This window comes from Synechococcus sp. PCC 6717, assembly GCF_022698185.1.
In the GTDB taxonomy this organism is placed as follows: Bacteria; Cyanobacteriota; Cyanobacteriia; order Thermosynechococcales; family Thermosynechococcaceae; genus Thermosynechococcus; species Thermosynechococcus lividus.
In genome coordinates this window covers 121,210-137,612 of sequence record NZ_JAKLTV010000003.1, presented here as the reverse complement: position 1 = coordinate 137,612, position 16,403 = coordinate 121,210, and the positions used below count along the sequence as shown (strand labels likewise).

Sequence of the window (16,403 nt, the reverse complement as noted above, 5' to 3'; positions counted from 1 at the left end):
CGATAGCAGCCTTAACATTTGTTAATTAATCTGGACTATACCACCTCCGCTGCTCCCCATCCACTAACGTGCCACCACAGGAACGAACAGCGGTATTGTTGAGAAGGTCTGTCAGGGCTGCTTTTGCACTCGGGTACTCAAACTCAAATCCACTGGCTAAGGTGCGCTCCGGCAACACTCGCTGCCCCTTCAGCACAACTTCTGCGGCTTCCCCCAGTAACAGTTGCAGAGCAATGGCAGGCACGGGCAACCAAGAGGGACGCTGCAGTACCTCTCCTAAGATGCGGCAGAATTCCGCCATGGTCAGCGGTTCCGGAGCAGTGGCATTGTACACTCCCTGCAGGGTGTCTTGATCGAGGGCGGTCAGAATAAGCCGGACTAAATCCTGCTGATGAATCCATGAAAACCACTGTTGCCCTGAGCCTAAAGGCCCTCCCAGATAGAGCTTAAACATCGGGAGAAGTTTGGCCAGTGCCCCTTGATCTCCTAGGACAATCCCAAACCGCAGAATCACCAGCCGTACCCCAAGGGGAATGACGGCGCGGGCAGCGGCTTCCCAGTCTTGGCAAACATGGGCGAGGAAATCTGTGCCAGCAGTGTTTATTTCAATAAAGGTTTCCGTTTCACTCGTGCCATAGTAGCCAACCGCCGAGGTGGAAACCAGGACTTTAGGACGCGCCTGAGCTGCGGCGATCGCCTGCACCAGTTGCTGGGTACCAATAACACGACTATCGTAAATTTCTTGCTTGCGGCTGGGAGTCCAGCGGCCATTGGCTAGGGGTTCCCCCGCCAGATGAATCACTGCATCCGCACCCTCAAGCACCTGATACCAGTCTCCCTGGGCTTTAGGGGTGTAGGGCACCACGGTAACCTGCGGGGTAGTGGCAAACGTCTTGGATACCCTGCGGACTAAGGCCACCACCTGATCGCCGCGCTCCACAAGTGCCCGTACTACCTGCCGCCCAACAAAGCCCGTTGCACCGGTGACAACAACTCTCATACAGCCTCCACAATGGGATGCCATTGGCGACCGTACTGCTCTTGCAGGGCGTACCAAGCCTCCACTTGGCCGTTGGCGTATTCCCCGGGGTTGCCCCACTGCAAAAAGGCACTCAGCACCGATTTGTCATTGCCATCAAGAAAGCGAATCGCGTAGGTGGTAAAGTTCCCCCGCTTAGCTTGGCCTTCCTCAAAGCGAATGGTGGCAACCTGATCCATATTGAGATGAAACTCAAAGTCATCGCTGTGCATATTGGCATACCGACCTTTGGGTAGCTCAGCGTAGAACACCTTTTCAAGGGGCGATCGCACCTCAAGAACTGCTGTATCGTTCGTAACAACAAGGCGTAGCAGTCCTAAACGGCTACAGTCTTTGAGAAATTGCTGAAAGGAGTGTTGGGGATGCTGCAAATCTGTGGACATTACCTGCTCATAAACCAACACTTTCACTTTGACATACTCTCTGACACTGCGGATGTTCGACTAGCTGCTGCGTTAACAGGAGCCTCACAAGCACACCAATATTAAAGTTTTGTTAAGAATTCCTGAAATTAGCAAGGATAATGTGTAGTTTTCTATACTATAAGTATAGTATATTTAAGCAAACCCTAAAGAATCATGCGCTTACTCAGTGGGGATCAATAAAATCCTCATAAATGCGATGGTTGCTTACGTTGGTACCTTTTCGTATCCGTAAAAGCACTCATGGCAGGACAACATGCTTGTAGTAACGTGGGTTCAGGTAAAAGGTGAGAAAAAACTGTGACTCCCCTCGTTCCCGCTGCTCCATCTGCTGGTCATCGTCGCTACGATCCCGAGGCTATTGCCCGCTACTTCCTGTTTCGACCATGGCAGGTGATAGGGCGGTTCTGTAATATTTTTGTATCCTTCTTTACATTTTGGCTGCTGTTGCAATGGGATAAATTGATCGGCCAACAGGAGGTTAACATCCCACTGCGAGCCATGCAGCTACGCAAGCTCTTAATTCGTTTGGGGCCAACATTTATTAAAATAGGCCAAGCCCTGTCCACCCGTCCCGATCTGGTGTGTCCCGATTATCTTGAGCAGCTCACCTTACTGCAAGATAAGCTGCCTCCTTTCCCCACCGAAATTGCGATCGCCATTATTGAACGAGATTTGCGATTGAACTTAGGGGATATCTTTGCAGAATTTTCACCCCAGCCAGTGGCGGCTGCCAGCCTTGGTCAGGKGTATCGTGCCAAGCTGCACACCGGCGAAGAGGTGGCAGTGAAGGTACAGCGACCCAACTTGTTGCCGGTAATTACCCGCGACTTGTTTTTAATTCGGCTGTTAGTGCAGTGGGTGAAGCCCTTGCTGCCCATTAACCTTTGCCATGATCTGCGCGATATTGTCGATGAGTTTGGCCGGAAGCTCTTTGAGGAAATCGACTACTTAAATGAGGGGCGCAATGCTGAAAAATTTGCCGCCAACTTCCGGGATGACCCAACGGTAAAAGTGCCGCAAATTTATTGGGAGTTCACCAGCCAGCACGTCCTAACGCTGGAGTGGATCCACGGAATTAAGCTCACCCGTACCGATTGTATGGTGGCGGCGGGGGTTGATCCAGACAATCTCATTCGTGTCGGTGTGATTTCTGGTCTGCGCCAATTACTGGAATTTGGCTTCTTCCACGCGGATCCCCACCCCGGCAACCTGTTTGCCATGGCGGATGGCCGTATGGCCTACATTGACTTTGGCATGATGGATCAGTTAGAAGACACCACCAAAGAATCCTTGGTAGATGCGGTGGTTCACCTTGTTAATAAGGACTACCCACAATTAGCGGCAGACTTTGTCAAGCTAGGCTTCCTGACCCCAGATACCGACATTACGCCCATCATCCCTGCCCTTGAGTCGGTGTTTGAGGAAGTGATTGGCTCGAGTGTCCAAGAATTTAACTTTAAGGTTATTACCGATCGCTTTTCAGAGTTGATGTATGCTTATCCATTTCGGGTGCCAGCCAAGTTTGCCTTGATTATTCGCTCCCTCGTCACCCAAGAAGGGATTGCCCTTTGCTTAAACCCTGAGTTTCGGATTGTGGATGTTAGCTATCCCTATGTGGCGCGACGCTTGCTGCAAGGTGAATCGCCCCAACTGCGGCGGCGATTATTGGATGTACTGTTCAAAGACGGTCGTCTGCAATGGCAGCGGCTTGAGAACTTGATTACGATCGCCCGTCAAGATGGTCATTTTAACCTTGCACCTACAGCCACCCTTGGCCTACAGTATCTCTTTTCAGACGAGGGGCAGTATTTACGGCGGCAAATTGTGCTAGCGTTAACCGAAGATGACCGACTCCACACCGAAGAGGTGCAACGGCTCTGGAACTTGGTGAAATCTGACCTGCGGCCACTCTTTTTCATTGATGTGGCGTGGGAAGCCCTCAAAGCTTCAGTGTCCCAAGCGCTTCCTAAAGAAGAGGAGTCCTTAGTGGTTGCCCGCTAGAGCGTGGGCTCGGGCGGTTGTCGGTTGCTCGCTAATGCAGTAAGGACAGGTTATTGTTGTGTTTGATCCACCCATTGTAGTGCTGCTTGCCGGAATTTTTATAGGGTTGGCCAGTGGCAAGGCTTTTGAGGCCACCCTGAAACAAAGTGTGCAGGAGTGGAACCGTAGTCGCTCAACGCGTATTCTCAGTCAGCTTCGCGGTTCCCAGCTACAGGTACCTTACTTAGGTATTTGTTTAGGAATTTGGTTATTTTTGAGCGCAGGGCTATGGACCTATGGCTTTCCTGCACGGCTGAGCATAGCGATCGCCCTTGGGCTGACGGTTGCCACGGCCATTTTAGTGTGGTACCAACTGGGCAAGCTGCTGACCATTTTGGGTACGGGTGGCTCCCAAGCCCTTGACCTTGATGCCCTTGACGCGAAAAAGTAGGTCGTGCCACTCGATCCAAGGAGGCGGTGTGGATTTAGCCACCCAAGTTAACCAATTAATTGCCAACGCCCCAGACGACCCGGCAACAATTGCGGCGGTACAGGCGATCGCCCCTATCCTCCTAGAGGAAGCCCAACGCTACCAGCAGACCATGTACTATGTGCTGCAAACCGAGGATGGCCAGTGGCAGATTATTACCCTTGAAGAGCGCCATCCCCCCTACCACCAAAAGGTGGTCATTCACGCCTACGGTAGTGCTGAGATGGCAAATGCCCATAGTGAGGGCGATCGCCAACTCGTTGTTGTCGAAATGCCCATTATTCCACTGCTGTTCCAACTCTTAGCTGCCGACCCCGTAGATAGCCTGATTGTGTTAGAGCCTCCCAATGGCGAGCAGGGTTGGGAAGTCAGTCGTGAGTCACTGCTAGCTCAAGTTCGCAGCACGTTGAGCCTTCCCCCTAACATAGCCTGATGGAATTAGAGACCTAGCAACTTGCTTTGAGGCCACTACTTCAGTTCAACATCAACGCAGACCCTGTAATTTCGTTGTTGAGATCGCTACGAATGAGAAGACGATTCTGGTGACCAAGGGAGCCAGTCTTCATCTAGGGCTTGCTCCAACGAAAATTCTGGCTCATCAGGAACTTCTTGGGACTCCAGTTGGCTTGCTTTCAGAAAAAGCTTTCTAGCATTGCCATAGGCAGATAAAAACTGGTCATTGAGGTAATTTTTGAGGCTGGGACTATCTTCGAGAATGGCTTGAATCTGCAAACGAAAATTAGTAATCTCTAGATCCCACCCTCTAAAACACATCTCTCGCTCGGATTTCCAATACCGGAGCTTTAGAAAATGCTCACATAATCGCATCAGGTAGCTGGAAATGGCTCGTTTATCACTTCTCCCCAAGCTCTCAATCTCCTCAATTAAATTTTCCAGATCAAGACTGCTAAAATCCTGTGCTTTCAATTGAGCAACCGTTTCATCCAACCAACGTTGATAATCTTCATCGTATAGTGACGTGAGTTTAGTTTTAACTTGAGGTTCCATAGTGCCTCACCTCCATCAGTTGCTTCATTGTATTGATTGCCAATATCACACGCCTCGAAAAATCTGCACCTACATCAAACAGCGGGTCGATATAAATCAAATCTACCTTGCCCTGACACTCTTGGATCGGCATCGCAGACCCCACAATATCCATCTCGTGGACACCATCCTTGCCCCGTGCGCATTGGACAGTTGGGCATGTGAGTTGAGACATGATTAAGGCAAAAGGTTGTAGTAACACCTTTATTTGTTGTTGAGATCGCTACGAACGAGAAGACGATTCTGGCGGCCAAGGGAGCCAGTCTTCATCTAGGGCTTGCTCCAATGAAAATACCGGCTCTTCAGGAATCAAGTAGGCATTCAACTCACTTGCATTGAGAAAAAGCTTTCTACCATTTTTATATTGTTTACGGAAAACATCCTGTAAAAACGACTTCAAGCTAGGACTGACTTCCAACTCCTCCTGAATTTGCAATCTGAAGTTGATGACCTCACGTTTCCAACCTCGCAAGCACATCTCTCGTTCAGATTCCCAATACTTAATTTTGAGGAGATGCTCACATAAGCGCATGAGATAGCTTGAAATTGCATGTTTCTCACTTCTGCCCAAGCTCTCAATCTCCTCAATTAAATTTTCCAAGTCAAGATCACTAAAGTTGCGCGCTTTCAATTGAGCAACCGTTTGATCTAACCAACGTTGGTAATCTTCATCGTATAGTGACGTGGGTTTAGCCTTAACTTCAGGTTCCATAGCTGAGTGCCTCCATTTAGATCTGTATTGTATTGAGAAAAATCACTACACGCAGCGTAAAACCCGTGCCCCTATCAGACAGCGGCTCAATACCAATCAGATTCACCTTGACCGTCAACGATCGCATCAGCCCTCACTCCAACTGCTCTGTTACGGCTAGAGGCTCACTAAATGCGGCCACTACAAACGGCAATATCGCTTTGGTGCTGGCAACAGAATGGCTCAGGCTTCAGCGAAAAAGATATGGTACCATGGGCTATCGCTACAACTTATCTCGCGCTTCAATCTATAGATACTTCCATCATAGATTGCCAGTAAACTTCCCCTGACTGAAGTCAGGGGCTTTCAGTAGCCCTGAGCCTGTTATGTTCTGCAAGAGAACAAGACAAGCCCGAACCTCTAGGCTGGTTTACAACAGCCCCCAAAAGCGCAATTACACTAGCACCATTGAAATCTGCGTCTCCTGTCCAGCCACAATGCCTGCACTTAAACTGCTTCCCAGTGCGATAGGACTGCTTTGGGTCGGGGTAAATATGCAGGCATCTGTGGCAAGTTTGACTACTGTAGCGAGGATTAACTAGCACTATTCCCACACCTGCTTTGAGTGCCTTGTAGCTAATGAAGCTACGCAGTTGGTAAAACGCCCAACTGTTGGCACGCCTACGCTCTGTTTTAGAACGAGGTACTTGATTAGTGCGCTCCCATATCCCTGTCAGGTCTTCCAAAGCAATAACACTGCCCGTTGCTTTTGCCCTTGCCACAATAGTCTTAGAAATGCAGTGGTTTACCCATGCCTGAAAGCGTCTCTCCCTGCCAGATAGCCGTTTCACCAGTTCCCAACATCTACGCCTAGAACTGGTGAAACGGCTATCTGGCAGGGAGAGACGCTTTCAGGCATGGGTGAACCACTGCATTTCTAAGACTATTGTGGCAAGGGCAAAAGCAACGGGCAGTGTKATCTAGATTATCAATACCTGTCCGCTAGTCAGGAGGCCAACCAAAAGGCGATTCAAGATACACTCCTGTTAGAGCGACAGGAAAAGGAAGCCATCAGTGCCGCTAACCGCATTCTAGACGCTGCTCGCCGCAAAGCCAGTCGCCTTACCCAACGTGCCCTTTTGGCCTTGGGGGTGGTCTCGGTGATGTCCCTTGGAGTTGCAACCATTCTGGTTAAAACCTATGGGGAGCTACGAACTACAGAGCAGAGTTTAGCCCTTGAACAAACCAGCGATGATATTTTGGAGCAGTTCCAAACCCAAGAACTGGCGGCATTATTAGCGGCGATAGAGGCGGGACGGCGGTTGCAAACACTGGTGGGCGATCGCCCGCTGAGCGAGTACCCCACCACGCGCCCCCTGTTTGTCCTGAATACCCTGTTGGATCGCATTCAAGCTCGCAATCAGTGGCGGAGTGAGCGCTCCCCCCTTGTGGCCGCCCTGATCAGCCATGATGGCCAACAGCTGAGTATTAGTGAAGACGGCACCGTACAGTTTTGGACGGTGCRGGGGGAGGCAACCGCCAGTCACTCCTTGAATATTGGCTCTGTGGCTCTAGTGCGCATCAACCCTGGGGGCGATCGCCTCGCGGTGCTTAACCGTCAGGGGCAACTCTCTGTCTGGCGAATTGAGAAGCAGCAGGTTGTGCTGGAGAACCGCTTAACGCCAGTGGATGCTGAAATTGGTAATTTGCGCTTCAGCCCCGACAGTCGCGAAATTGCCGCCACCACAACAACGGGCAAAATTTTTCGCTGGCGCACCAGTGGCGAGTTGCTGGATGTCATTGCGACTCCCAGTCAACAGATCAACAGCCTTAGCTATGGTCACGATCGCCTAGCCACTGCCGATGAAGCTGGGTGGATTCGCATCTGGTCGCTGGCGGGAGAGCCATTGCAGGCATGGCGGGTGCAAACGGATGTCCCCGTTCCGCAGACGAGTTTAGCCTATCTAGGGAATGGCAAGCTGGCCAGTGCCGGAAAAGACGGGATTCTGCGCCTTTGGAACCGCAATGGGCAGCAGGTCAACCAATGGCAGGTGAGTTCAGCCCCCGTTTATTTTGTGGGAACCACTCCCCACCCCGAAGAACTCCTCACCCTCAGCACCGACAATAGTATGCGCCTATGGTCAGCCGCAGGGGAACTCCTCGGTGAGTTGCAAGGCCATGAGCGGTTGGTGAACACTGTCAGCTTTGATGCCAGTGGCAGCACCCTCTTGAGTAGCGATCGCGGAGGTCAGATGACCCTGTGGTACCTCAACCATAACCGCCTCGTACAATGGCTGGCGCAACAGGACAGTGTGTGGACTTTAGCCCTAGATCCTCAGGCACAGACCCTAGTCACCGGTGGCAAAGATGGCCGGGTTAAGTATTGGCAGCGCGATGGCCACCTCCTTGCCCAAACCCCTGTCCTCGATTCGGAGGGAATTAATCAGGTGCGATTTACTGCCGATCAGCAGCGGGTGGCGATCGCCACTAAGGGCGGTAAACTGGCGCTCTGGAACCTTAAAGAGGACTCACTGCAAACGTGGACACTGCCCATCAAAGCCCCGCTGTACGCCATTGCCCTTGACCCCCAGCAGCGGTATTTCGCAGCGGGGGACGCTAAGGGCATCATTTATCTTTTAGACCTGCAACAGCCAGAGCACATCCGTCAATGGCAAGCCGAAGGGGAAATCTGGAGCTTAAGTTTTCATCCAGAGCGGCCACTACTCGCCAGTGCTGGGCAAGCTGGCGTCATCGAAGTCTGGAATATCCGTCGCGATCGCTTGGCCTATCGCCTTGATCCCCAACAGGGGTGGTTGGCAAGCGTTCTGTTTAGCGCTGATGGTCAGTCTCTTGTGGCAGCGGGTGAAAGTGGCTCGGTGTATATCTGGACGTCTCAGGGGGGCGATCGCCGCTCGTTTCGTGCTCACCAGCGCAGCATTGTCAGCCTCAGCCTTAGCCCCGATGGTCAAATCATTGCCACCGCCTCCCCTGATCGCAGCGTTCGCGTCTGGAACCGCTCAGGGCAACTCATTACCCTACTCGACGATATTCGAGCCATTCCCTACAGCGTTGACATCCAAGGACAAAGCAATCTCTACATTGCCGTCGGCACCGAAGATGACGAAGTCATTGTTACGCCCCTTGCCTCGTTGCCAGAGTTGATAACTGCTGCCTGTGACTGGCTACAGGATTACCGCACGCAAAACCCCGCCGTGGCTCGCTCGTGCCCCTAGACCTCGGCCAAAGAGGCTAGAGGATGAGGCACCTCTTCACTGGTGAACTGCCCCATCAAAACGTACTCCAAACGTAACTTCAACCACTGGATAAATTGCTGGTTGGTGGAAATAATGGCAGCGGCGGGCTGGGGACAGCGGCTCTTGTGCTCAGCAAACTGGGGCTGTTCTAAGAAGGCGGGCTGGGGCACCAGCCAAAAGTCAATTTCCTTGCCCTGCTCGCGGTAGTTGCGCTGCCGCTCGCGAAAGACTTCTTCAAGGGGTTCTTCTTCGGTGAGAAATTTCTTACTCGCAAGAACGTAGTAGTAGGTGGTCATTGCAGATGTCTACCGTTAACGTTAACACTAGTATTGCCGATCAACCTGACCCATTTTAGCCAAGCTCTGGCCAAAAATCTAAATCGCTAAGCTGGGCTGCTGCTGGTGCCACGGTGTGGCTTGCTCGTAAGCATAAGCAACGCGGAAAAGGGTTTCTTCCTGCAGGACATTGCCAATGAGTTGCAGGCCAATGGGTAAACCGGTGGCATCAAACCCGCAGGGTAAGCTGAGGCCGGGTAGTCCCGCGAGATTAATGGGAATGGTCATCAAATCCGACAGGTACATACTCAGGGGGTCAGCAGTTTTCTCGCCTGCTTTGAAGGCGGTGGTAGGTGAGGTCGGACAAATCAACACATCCACCTGCTCAAAAGCGTTGGCAAAATCCTCTTTAATGAGGGTGCGAACTTTTTGCGCGCGCAGGTAGTACGCATCGTAGTAGCCTGCCGAGAGGGCGTAGGTGCCAATCATGATCCGCCGCTTCACCTCTGCCCCAAAGCCTTGGGCACGGGTTTGGGTGTACATCTCTAGCAAATCCGCTGCCCCCTCAACCCGGAAGCCAAAGTTAACGCCATCGTAGCGCGCTAGGTTAGCAGAGGCTTCTGACGGCGCAATGATGTAATAGGTGGGTAAGCCGTAGGCAAAACGGGGACAGGAGAGTTCCTGAAGGCTGGCTCCTAATTCTTTGAGGGTTTGCAGCGCCGCTTCAATGGCGGTTTTCACCTCTGGCTGTAGCCCCTCGCTAACGGTTTCTTGAATCACTCCAACCCGCAGTCCTTTGAGATCTGGCCGCAGCGCTTGGGTATAGTCTGGAACCGGTACCTTTAAGCTGGTGGCATCGCGAGGATCGTGGCCAGCGATCGCCCCCAATAAAATCGCGGCATCGGTGACAGTGGGTGCCAACGGCCCAATTTGATCCAAGGAGGAGGCGTAGGCTACCAAGCCGTAGCGCGACACCAACCCATAGGTGGGCTTGAGACCGACGACCCCACAAAAGGATGCCGGCTGGCGAATGGATCCGCCGGTATCCGACCCCAAGGCTGCGGCACATTCTCCAGCAGCCACGGCAGCAGCGGAGCCTCCCGAGGAGCCACCGGGGACGCATTCAACGTTCCACGGATTGGCGGTCAAGCCAAAGGCAGAGTTTTCCGTGGAGCTCCCCATGGCAAACTCATCCAGATTGGTTTTGCCCAGCATCACCGCTCCCGCTTGGTGCAGTTTTGCCGTCACCGTCGATTCGTAAGGCGGCACAAAGTCAGCCAGCATTTTTGACGCACAGGTGGTACGAACTCCGTAGGTGCAGAGGTTGTCCTTAATGGCCAAAGGAATACCACTCAAAAGGCCAATCGTCTCACCGGCAGCAATCTGCCGATCCACGGCTGCTGCTTGCTCAAGGGCGCGATCGCCAGTCACCGTCAAAAAACTGTGCAGAGTTGGCTCCAATGCCTGAATCCGCTCCAGATAGGCTTGGGTAATTTCAGTGGCGGAGCGTTCTTTTTTAACCAATTGCCGATGAAGCTCCTGAATCACTGACATAACATAGCTTTCCTAACAACGCGATAAATACTAGGCTGTACAAGCACTATTCTTCAGTGTACTTGGTAAACTACCCGACGCTCCTCCTACGAACAGAGCGTGGGCTTTCGGTAGCCCTGCAGTTGGCACGCCAACCACGCTCCGTAGGTGGCGTCAGCCATACCTCTAGGCTGGTTTACAGGCAGCTCCAAAAGCGCAATTAGATTCGCACCGTTAAAGTCTGCATCCCCTTGCCAGCCACAATGACCGCACGTAAACATCTTGCCCAACCGATAGGATTTGCTCCGGTCAGGATGAATATGCAGGCACTTGTGGCAAGTCTGCAATGTGTAGGCCGGCGGCACAACCACAAGGTTAACCCCTGCCAGTACAACGTGGCATCCAGCTTAGCGGCTTGTGACTGCGATACCTTGAGTTTGCAAGAGATACTCAGGACTTGAGCCGTAGCGCTATGATACATCATCAAAGTCAAGAGCCACATTCCTCCTGACCCTTGTCCTACAGACAAAGGGCAGGGCTCCTGCGGTTTTTAGCTGAAGTTGGGATAGTCTAAGGGCAGAGTGTTTGCCGATCCTACCTATGTCCCAAGGTAATAACAATAATGTGCTGCCGCTGCTAATCTCCCTCATCTTTACGATCGCTATTGTGGGGGTGGCAGGGGTGTTGGTGATGCGGTTACTGAATTCTCAGACGGGAAATCCTCTTGGGGAGCTACTCACTCAAGACGGCTCAACCCCCAGCACGCCGGACGTCATGGTTGAGACCTTTGCTGAAGTTCGGGAGGTGCCCAGTGGTGTTTTTAACTATGGGGGCAGTACCACGTGGGCACCCATTCGCCGCGATGTGGATCCCTTAATTCAAACGGTATGGCCTAACTTTCGGCTGCGGTACGTGGATCCGCCCACGGGTACGCCAGGGTCTGGCAGCGGTATTCGGATGCTCTTGAATAATCAACTGGCCTTTTCTCAGTCGTCGCGCCCCCTCAATGATCAGGAACGGCAGCAGTCCCAGAGCCAAGGCACTCCCCTTGACGCTATTCCAGTGGCGATCGATGGCTTGGCGATCGCCGTCAACCACAACCTTCCCCTTGCCGGTCTCACCGTTAATCAAGTGATAGACATCTACACCGGTAAAGTGAACAACTGGAGCCAAGTGGGGGGACCTAACTTAGCCATTACTGCCTTTTCGCGCCGACCAGAGGACGGCGGCACGGTCGAGTTTTTTATCAAGGAGGTGCTGGGGGAACGGCTCCTAGGCTCCAATGTGGTTATGGTGCGGGACACTACCGATGGCCTTCGCCGCGTTGCAAGCACTCTTGGGGGGATTTACTACGGCTCTGCACCGGAAATTGTTGGTCAGTGTAGTATTCGCCCCTTACCCTTGGGTCGTCAAGCTAATACCTTTGTGCCTCCCTATCAACTGCCTTACGTTGAACCGGCGCGCTGCCCAGCTCAGCGGAATCGTCTGAATGCTCGTGCTTTTCAAGATGGCAGCTACCCAATCACGCGGCGACTGTTCGTTATTGTGAAGGCGGATGGCAGTGCCGATGCCCAAGCGGGGCGTGCCTATGCTGCCCTACTGTTGACCAATCAAGGGCAATCTGCCATCGAACAAGCAGGTTATGTACGGTTGCGCTAGGGGCTAGCCCTCCTCAACTGCCCAGCAAGAGGCCAGAGGTGACCCCAAGGAGAAAGCCAAGCCCAACTAGCGTGGCCCAAAATGTGATTGTCTGGGTCATAAGGGATGCCTGAGGGAAACGACTTGGGGACGAAAGTGGCGTAAGCGCAGGGCATTCAGGACAACGGACACCGAACTAAAGGCCATCGCTGCCCCCGCCACCATTGGATTCAGGAGCCAGCCCCAAAGGGGATAGAGAATGCCTGCGGCAATGGGAATGCCGGCCACGTTATAGACAAAGGCAAAAAAGAGATTTTGGCGGATATTGCGCATTGTGGCACGGCTCAGTTGAATCGCAGTGACAATGCCGTGGAGGTCTCCGGAGATGAGGGTGATGTCACTGGTGGCGATCGCCACATCCGTGCCGGTGCCAATGGCAATACCGACATCTGCTTGGGCTAAGGCGGGGGCATCATTAATGCCATCTCCGACCATGGCGACTCGCTTGCCCTCTGCTTGCAGTTGCGCAATGGTAGCTGCTTTTTGATCAGGGCGAACACCGGCACAGACCTGATCAATTCCCACTTGCCGGGCAATGGCCGCAGCTGTGGTGGGATGATCGCCGGTGAGCATGACAACCCTTAGCCCTAGGGCGTGTAAGGTACGCACAACCTCTGCCGCCTCCGGTTTGACCGTATCTGCAATGGCCATCACCCCCACCACCCCTTGGGCGATCGCCAGCCAAATCACCGTTTTGCCCTGTGCCTCTAGGGTGTGCACTGCGGCGGCGAACTCGTGGGTTGCCATCCCCAGTTCCTCTAGCCAACGCTGGGTGCCGATATGGACAGTTTGTGTGGCCACGGTGGCAACCACGCCACTGCCGGGGATCGCCTGAAAGTCAGTCACCTCCTTCAGCGTTACCCCTTGGGATTGGGCGTAGGTCACCACTGCCACTGCCAAGGGATGTTCGGAGTGCCATTCCACAGAGGCCACAAGGGTGAGCACCTCTAGTGGTTCTGCCCCATGGGTGATAACGTCCGTAACGGTGGGATGGCCTTGGGTCAGGGTGCCGGTTTTATCTAGGACAAGGACTTGGATGGCTTGGGCTTGCTCTAGGCTGGCAGCAGTCTTAAACAAAACACCATACTCTGCCCCCTTGCCAGTGGCCACGATAATCGAGGTGGGGGTGGCTAACCCCAAAGCACAGGGACAGGCAATAATGAGCACTCCAATGGTCGTGAGGAGTGCCAAGGTGGCATTGCCCGCAACGCTGTACCAGAGGATAAAGGTCACGATGGCGATCGCAATCACCACAGGCACAAACCACGCCGTGATTTGATCTGCCAGCCGTTGAATCGGCGCTTTTGAACCTTGGGCTTGCCGTACTAAGCGGACAATTTGAGCCAAAAACGTCTCTTGCCCCACCCGGGTGGCACGGATCTGCAAGCTGCCTGTTTGATTGAGGGTCGCCCCAATCACCTCGTCCCCCACTCCCTTAGCCACCGGCAAACTTTCCCCCGTCACCATCGCCTCATCCACGGTCGAAGCACCGGCAATCACCTCACCATCCACCGGAATTTTCTCCCCAGGACGCACCACCACAATCTCCCCCACTCCAACGGCGCTGACTGGCACCTCTTGCTCCATACCATCGCGCAGAACACGGGCGGTGCTCGGTTGCAGCCCCATCAACTTGCGAAGGGCAGTGGTGGTTTCCCCCTTAGCGCGGTGCTCTAGCCATCGCCCCAGTAAAATCAGCGTGATCACAACGGCAGACACCTCGTAATACACATCGGGAGCATGGCCGTGCTGCTCAACCCTTGAGGGAAAGAGTGTGGCAAACAGGGAATAAAAATAGGCAGCACTGGTTCCCAAGGCCACGAGGGTATCCATGGTGGCGCTGCGGTAGCGCAGTGCTTTCCACGCCCCCCCATAGAATGACTCCCCACTCCAAAACTGAATTGGTGTTGTCAGTGCCAGTTGCAGCCACGGGTGATGCAGCCACATCGGGAGCCATGGGATAGACACCCCCAGCATCATGGGAAGGCTGCCCACCACCAGCACTAAGGTTGCCCCCCCTGCCAAGAACAAGCGGTGTTGCAGTTCCTGCATCGTTACCGCTTGGGCGTTGTCTTCAGCCGTGGCCTCAGCTAACAGGTCGGTATTCACTAGCGGTTCTGCCCCATAGCCCGCTTGGGCGATCGCCTGCTGGATCGCCTGCCAACTGACCCGCTGTGGATCGTAGGTCACCATTGCTTGAGCTGCACCAAAGCTAACATCGCACTGACTCACGCCGGGCACTTGCCGCACCGCTGTAGCAACGATATTCCCACAGGCAGCACAACGCATCCCCCGCAGGGTAAAGGCAATCTGAGCCATCACACCTCCTTGATGGTATAGCCTGCCCGCTGGATGACCTGCCGAACCCTTGGCTCGGGCGCAGTGGTCTCAATCTGGAGCCATTTTGTTTCCAAATCGGCACGCACGGTGACCGCCGGATCAATGGCCTGAATAGCAGCGGTAATGGTGTCACGACAGGCGCTACAGGCCATATCAGGGACGTAGAGTTTGAGTTCCATGGCATGTTATACCTACTGTTAGTTCTATCCTTCAGTCTCCAGTCCACTGGAGAGTCAAGGGGGAACCCTACCGCCAAAGACGGTATAGTGGGGAGCGGTTCCCTCCACACAGAGGGTTAGCTTGGTAGCTCCGTACTAAAGTACGGAGAGGAAAAGCCCTAAAGCAACTTTAGTTGCTCTGTGCTAGACTATACTTGGTCGCCATCCTTGGTGAAAAACCCAATCGGCGACAGTTGCTACAAGTAAGCAGAACCTTGGGGCTTTGCCTCTAGGAACTGTGTAGGGGCGGTTTGCTCMCGCCTTTACGAGTTCGTTTGTGGACTACGTAAGAATCCCCCGACTTTAGTCGGKGGGAGTGTMAAAACTGCCGATAAGATCGTGGGTCTGGATGCAGGAGCCGATGACTATATCATCAAGCCCTTCGAGATGTCTGAGCTACTGGCAAGGGTGCGCGCCTTGTTGCGTCGGCGTTCACTCCCCTTTGCAGAGACACTGACTTGGGAAAAGCTCCTGCTCAGGGTAGACTCCTGCGAAACCTTTTATGATGGTATTATTTTGCGCTTAACCCCTAAAGAATATGCTTTACTTGAGCTTTTTTTGAAGAATGGCAGCCGCATCTTGACGCGCCAGTACATTCTAGAACGAGTCTGGACGTTTGATGACCTGCCTGGGGAAGACACGGTCAAAGCGCACTTGCGCAGTCTGCGTCAGAAGCTGAAGTTAGCAGGAGCACCCCCCAACTTGATTGAAACAGTGTATGGCTTGGGATGATGACCAAGGTGGTGGAACCGATGCTCTCATGATTGCCTTTCTGCCCCGCACCGGCACCTACACCCTGCGGGCCAACACCCATAAGCCGGGAGAGGAAGGAGCCTATGGGTTACAGTACACCTTGCGCTAGCATCTGCTCCCTATCTGGAAGCTTGGATAAGGGGGCTTGCGGATCTTCTGGTGCTGATGTCGAGATTTTGACAGGAATCATCGTTTTTTAACGCCTAATGAATGTTGATACACGTCAGGAGTTGCCGGTTTACCCTCCTAAGATCCTCACAAAGCCGGAAGGGGCACTGCTTGCTGAGCTTTGTGGGAAAGCGTGACATCTTATCCTAAGTTGTGACGGAGCCGAAATATTGTCCTCGTGGATGACGTCTTTTTTCTAGAATCAGATCGATGGCCTAGACCATTCTTTTGCAGTTCAGCCCCTATCTCCACAAAATGGATGCCATGACTCCTGAAATGGTACGCCAGTTTTGGTCTTTGGTCAGCGAGATTGGCAGGCCAGATTGGCTCACAAAGCGTGACGATGACTTGGTGAATCTGCTTCTGAGCGCTTGTCAAAAAAAACAGGCCCTCAGCAGTGTCGATGCTTCGATTCTCAACCGCTACATCAGCATTCGCCTGCCCTTGATTCGCGATATCCTTGTGGATTAAGCCCGGAGAGGACAAGGTTTT

At 53.2% G+C, this 16,403-nt stretch carries 16 protein-coding genes and 2 pseudogenes; 8 read left to right on the top strand and 10 right to left on the bottom strand.

Annotated features, from left to right (window positions below; genetic code table 11):
- Window positions 1-25 precede the first annotated feature (25 nt).
- Together thyD and L5470_RS04880 are read right to left on the bottom strand one after the other, a co-directional pair.
- A complete protein-coding gene (gene thyD / locus L5470_RS04885) occupies window positions 26-1,000 on the bottom strand; it encodes a thylakoid membrane protein ThyD (protein ID WP_499498518.1) in 975 nt (324 codons plus the stop codon).
- Window positions 997-1,422 carry a ChuX/HutX family heme-like substrate-binding protein gene (locus L5470_RS04880; protein ID WP_099799963.1) on the bottom strand — a complete coding sequence of 142 codons (426 nt, stop codon included), beginning with the start codon at window positions 1,420-1,422 and terminating at the stop codon, window positions 997-999. Before L5470_RS04880 ends, thyD begins: the two co-directional genes overlap by 4 nt.
- 339 nt (window positions 1,423-1,761) lie before the next feature.
- Here L5470_RS04880 and L5470_RS04875 point away from each other — a divergent pair, with 339 nt between their 5' ends.
- From L5470_RS04875 to L5470_RS04865, 3 genes are read left to right on the top strand one after another with little or no spacing between them, the layout of a single operon-like run.
- Window positions 1,762-3,465, top strand: coding sequence for an ABC1 kinase family protein (locus L5470_RS04875; protein ID WP_499498515.1), 1,704 nt, complete (start codon window positions 1,762-1,764; stop codon window positions 3,463-3,465).
- Between the two features lie 58 nt (window positions 3,466-3,523).
- Window positions 3,524-3,895 carry a hypothetical protein gene (locus L5470_RS04870; RefSeq protein WP_448524798.1) on the top strand — a complete coding sequence of 124 codons (372 nt, stop codon included), beginning with the start codon at window positions 3,524-3,526 and terminating at the stop codon, window positions 3,893-3,895.
- A 28-nt stretch (window positions 3,896-3,923) separates the two neighbouring features.
- On the top strand, window positions 3,924-4,367 hold the full coding sequence (locus L5470_RS04865) for a hypothetical protein (RefSeq protein ID WP_099799723.1): 444 nt from the start codon (window positions 3,924-3,926) through the stop codon (window positions 4,365-4,367).
- 86 nt (window positions 4,368-4,453) lie between these two features.
- On the opposite strand, the gene L5470_RS04860 is transcribed toward L5470_RS04865, so the two are convergent.
- From L5470_RS04860 to L5470_RS04850, 3 genes and pseudogenes are all read right to left on the bottom strand, one after another.
- Window positions 4,454-4,942 carry a DUF29 domain-containing protein gene (locus L5470_RS04860; protein WP_099799722.1) on the bottom strand — a complete coding sequence of 163 codons (489 nt, stop codon included), beginning with the start codon at window positions 4,940-4,942 and terminating at the stop codon, window positions 4,454-4,456.
- A gap of 262 nt (window positions 4,943-5,204) precedes the next feature.
- Window positions 5,205-5,693, bottom strand: coding sequence for a DUF29 domain-containing protein (locus L5470_RS04855; protein ID WP_499498512.1), 489 nt, complete (start codon window positions 5,691-5,693; stop codon window positions 5,205-5,207).
- Between the two features lie 335 nt (window positions 5,694-6,028).
- A pseudogene (locus L5470_RS04850) lies at window positions 6,029-6,550 on the bottom strand (RNA-guided endonuclease TnpB family protein); the annotation flags it as partial.
- A 285-nt stretch (window positions 6,551-6,835) separates the two neighbouring features.
- On the opposite strand from L5470_RS04850, the gene L5470_RS04845 reads away from it, so the two are divergent.
- Window positions 6,836-8,905 carry a WD40 repeat domain-containing protein gene (locus tag L5470_RS04845; protein ID WP_499498510.1) on the top strand — a complete coding sequence of 690 codons (2,070 nt, stop codon included), beginning with the start codon at window positions 6,836-6,838 and terminating at the stop codon, window positions 8,903-8,905.
- On the opposite strand, the gene L5470_RS04840 is transcribed toward L5470_RS04845, so the two are convergent.
- From L5470_RS04840 to L5470_RS04830, 3 genes and pseudogenes are all read right to left on the bottom strand, one after another.
- Window positions 8,902-9,222, bottom strand: coding sequence for an MgPME-cyclase complex family protein (locus tag L5470_RS04840; protein WP_099799394.1), 321 nt, complete (start codon window positions 9,220-9,222; stop codon window positions 8,902-8,904). The genes L5470_RS04845 and L5470_RS04840 overlap by 4 nt on opposite strands.
- A gap of 78 nt (window positions 9,223-9,300) precedes the next feature.
- Window positions 9,301-10,755, bottom strand: coding sequence for an Asp-tRNA(Asn)/Glu-tRNA(Gln) amidotransferase subunit GatA (gatA, locus tag L5470_RS04835; RefSeq protein WP_499498507.1), 1,455 nt, complete (start codon window positions 10,753-10,755; stop codon window positions 9,301-9,303).
- A gap of 86 nt (window positions 10,756-10,841) precedes the next feature.
- Window positions 10,842-11,123 (bottom strand): annotated as a pseudogene (locus L5470_RS04830) (zinc ribbon domain-containing protein); the annotation flags it as partial.
- 211 nt (window positions 11,124-11,334) lie between these two features.
- Here L5470_RS04830 and L5470_RS04825 point away from each other — a divergent pair.
- Window positions 11,335-12,393 carry a PstS family phosphate ABC transporter substrate-binding protein gene (locus L5470_RS04825; protein ID WP_499498505.1) on the top strand — a complete coding sequence of 353 codons (1,059 nt, stop codon included), beginning with the start codon at window positions 11,335-11,337 and terminating at the stop codon, window positions 12,391-12,393.
- Window positions 12,394-12,489: 96 nt separating this feature from the next.
- On the opposite strand, the gene L5470_RS04820 is transcribed toward L5470_RS04825, so the two are convergent.
- Both L5470_RS04820 and L5470_RS04815 read right to left on the bottom strand, forming a co-directional pair.
- Window positions 12,490-14,751, bottom strand: a complete 2,262-nt coding sequence (locus L5470_RS04820; protein WP_499498503.1) for a heavy metal translocating P-type ATPase — start codon at window positions 14,749-14,751, stop codon at window positions 12,490-12,492.
- Window positions 14,751-14,951, bottom strand: a complete 201-nt coding sequence (locus L5470_RS04815) for a heavy-metal-associated domain-containing protein (RefSeq protein ID WP_099799391.1) — start codon at window positions 14,949-14,951, stop codon at window positions 14,751-14,753. Before L5470_RS04815 ends, L5470_RS04820 begins: the two co-directional genes overlap by 1 nt.
- A 378-nt stretch (window positions 14,952-15,329) precedes the next feature.
- Here L5470_RS04815 and L5470_RS04810 point away from each other — a divergent pair, with 378 nt between their 5' ends.
- The 3 genes from L5470_RS04810 to L5470_RS04800 all read left to right on the top strand — a co-directional run bounded on the left by L5470_RS04810 (window position 15,330) and on the right by L5470_RS04800 (window position 16,382).
- The gene (locus tag L5470_RS04810; protein ID WP_499498501.1) at window positions 15,330-15,722 is read left to right on the top strand and encodes a winged helix-turn-helix domain-containing protein; all 393 of its coding nucleotides are present in this window, start codon (window positions 15,330-15,332) and stop codon (window positions 15,720-15,722) included.
- Window positions 15,709-15,852, top strand: coding sequence for a hypothetical protein (locus L5470_RS04805; protein ID WP_499498499.1), 144 nt, complete (start codon window positions 15,709-15,711; stop codon window positions 15,850-15,852). The genes L5470_RS04810 and L5470_RS04805 overlap by 14 nt, the downstream gene beginning before the upstream one ends.
- Window positions 15,853-16,139: 287 nt before the next feature.
- Window positions 16,140-16,382, top strand: a complete 243-nt coding sequence (locus L5470_RS04800; protein ID WP_499498497.1) for a hypothetical protein — start codon at window positions 16,140-16,142, stop codon at window positions 16,380-16,382.
- Window positions 16,383-16,403 lie beyond the last annotated feature (21 nt).